Annotated in this window: 3 protein-coding genes; 2 read left to right on the top strand and 1 reads right to left on the bottom strand. The window is 66.4% G+C overall.

The genetic code is table 11. The annotated features are described in order from the left end of the window. Both GJ632_RS24435 and dph5 read left to right on the top strand, forming a co-directional pair. The coding region (locus GJ632_RS24435; RefSeq protein WP_231751736.1) for a hypothetical protein at window positions 1-214 on the top strand (214 nt) is incomplete at its 5' end. Between the two features lie 272 nt (window positions 215-486). Continuing rightward, entirely contained in the window at window positions 487-1,266 is a 780-nt protein-coding gene (dph5, locus tag GJ632_RS20925; RefSeq protein ID WP_191453933.1) for a diphthine synthase, read from the top strand. A 15-nt stretch (window positions 1,267-1,281) separates the two neighbouring features. Here the strand turns inward: dph5 and artA are convergent, their stop codons facing one another. Continuing rightward, complete coding sequence (gene artA, locus GJ632_RS20920; protein ID WP_191453932.1) at window positions 1,282-2,226, bottom strand: archaeosortase A; 945 nt, start codon at window positions 2,224-2,226, stop codon at window positions 1,282-1,284. Window positions 2,227-2,428 lie beyond the last annotated feature (202 nt).

Below are 2,428 nucleotides of genomic sequence, written 5' to 3'. Positions count from 1 at the left end.
GAAGCAGGGAGCGAACGAAGTGAGCGACCGTGGTTCACAATCCCCTCCACCGGCTTCACTCTCCTGCGAACGCCCGTCACTCGTGTTCCCGTACGACGATGACAGGATGGTCCGTCGCGTCGCGACGCGTTGGTACGCGTCCCCGAACACGCTGGCGAACGACGGGTCCTGCGTCTCACCCATCACCACGAGGTCGTGGCTGGCGGCGGCCTGATTCAGCGTCGAGGAAGAACCTACCGAGCGGTCGTGCCCGTCGCCATCGTCAGTGCTGAACCTCCAGACCCGACCAAAGACACCCGGCGGCGCGATGACCAGTCGCGCCGGCAGCGAGGGTGTCAACCGAACAAACCAAGGTGCGGTCGTCGCAGTAACGACAGAACTGCACCCGTGCGTGGAACTGCCACCCGCCCTCTTAGTCGTGTCGGTTCGTCAATACGACGCGCGTCGGGACAGGCCACTTATCCCGGACGGCGGCACAGGGAGAGTATGCTCACTTTCGTCGGACTCGGACTGTACGACGAGCGCTCGATAACCGTCGAGGGGCGCGACGCCCTCGCCGACGCGGACCGGGCGTTCGCGGAGTTCTACACGAGCCACCTCGTCGGCGCGACGGTGGCGGACCTCGAAGCGTACCACGACGTCGAAATCGAGGTCCGCGACCGGGCGGGCGTCGAACAACACCCCGAAGAGATTCTCGACGCCGCCGCGGACGACCACGTCGTCTTTCTCACCGCGGGCGACACGATGATTTCGACGACGCACGTGGACCTGCGTCTCCGCGCCGTCGAACGCGGCATCGAGACGCGACTGATACACGGCGTCACCGCGCAGTCCGCCGCGAGCGGACTGACCGGCCTGCAGAACTACCGCTTCGGGAAGGCCGTGACGCTGCCGTTCCCCTACGCTCACGGGGCCGACGGCGTCCCCCAGAGCGTGACCGACTCCATCGAGGCCAACCGCGAACGCGGCCTGCACACGCTGGTCTACCTCGACATCAAGGCCGACCGAGAGGAGTACATGAGCGCCGACTACGCCGCGGAGATGCTGGCCGAGGGGTGGAGAGACGTCCTCGGCGTCGCCGTCGCACGCGCCGGCAGCGAGAACCCCGTGGTCGCCGCGGACCGTCTGTCTGCGCTGGCCGACCGGGAGTTCGGCGACCCGCTACACATGCTCGTGATTCCCGGCGACGTCCACCACGTCGAAGCCGACGCGCTCCGGACGCTGGGCGGCGCACCGGACGACGTGGTCGCCGAGAACGAAGTCTGAAACGCAGACGACCGGTCAGACGCTGCCGCTCCCGCCGCGGCCCGCCGGCGCGTCGAGGTCGAGTGCGTCTCTGAGGTCGTACTCGTCGCCGGTGACCATGTAGAGGACGTCCTCGATGACCGTGAGGAGTTCCGGCACCTCGCGGACGACGAGGTAGGTGATGCCGACGAGTGCGACGACGGCGAGGAACTGACTGATGATGCGGTCGGAGATGAAGAAGGAGACCATGTACGGGTCGCTCGACCCGAACAGCAGCAGTATCTCGTCCACGAAGAACTGGAAGTACTGCTTGCCGAACGTGATGGTGATGAACGTCGTCCGGAGGAGGTTCAGCGCGTAGATGATCGGGATTGCGATGGCCAGCGCGCGGAACTTCCGACGAAGCGGTGCCTCGACGGCCCCGACCAGACCCGCGAAGATGGCCATGCTACCGAGTCCGGTACACGCGAGGACGACGGAGACGCTCAGTCGGTGGTCGCCGTCCATGAACAGGAACGTGTTGAGGTAGCCCTGGTCGCCGGTGATGAACTCGGGGTGGTAGCCGAACGCGTTCACGAGGAACTTGGTCTGTGCGGCGACGGTTTCCATCAGCACGCCTCTGGGGGCCGGCACGGAGAGGCCGAGCAGCGTGAACGCCGGAATCGTCTCGAACGGGAGGTAGATGACGCCCATCACGGCGACGGCTTTCGAGAGGACGAACAGCGTGTCGCGTCCGGCGTAGAGCAGGTAGCCGGCGTACAGACACGCCGGGACCGCGGCCAGCGAGAGGAACCCCTCGATGTAGCTCTTGTGCTCGAACGCGAAGTGTGGAACCAACTGGAGCCAGAAGACGGCGAAGAGCCCCCACGCGGCGGCGGTGACGTACCGCGCCGCGCGGTCGTTTCGCCGGACGAGGAGGGCACCGGAGACGAACGTGACGATAGCCGCCCACGCGAGGGCGTCAGACAGCAATCCGGGCATACAGCACAGATGGAGTGCCCCGACTAAATCCCTTGTCGTTCCGTGCGCCCCTCCAGTCAGACCGCTGGAGTGTCGCCCGTGGCGGACTGTCCTCCGGCGGTCGGACCGGCGCGACCGCTCTCGGGTCGTGGCGTCGAAAGAAAGGTGAAGTGAGGTGACCGGCGTGAGCCGGTGGTTCAGACGTTAGTCGCGGCGGACGGCG

Source organism: Halogeometricum sp. CBA1124 (assembly GCF_009741955.1).
In the GTDB taxonomy this organism is placed as follows: domain Archaea; phylum Halobacteriota; class Halobacteria; order Halobacteriales; family Haloferacaceae; genus Halogeometricum; species Halogeometricum rufum.
This window is presented reverse-complemented; position numbering and strand designations above follow the sequence as displayed.

Bases quoted from the DNA above. Each gene is read 5' to 3' on its own strand.
- artA (WP_191453932.1), bottom strand. From the start codon at position 2,226: ATGCCCGGATTGCTGTCTGACGCCCTCGCGTGGGCGGCTATCGTCACG.
- dph5 (WP_191453933.1), top strand. From the start codon at position 487: ATGCTCACTTTCGTCGGACTCGGACTGTACGACGAGCGCTCGATAACC.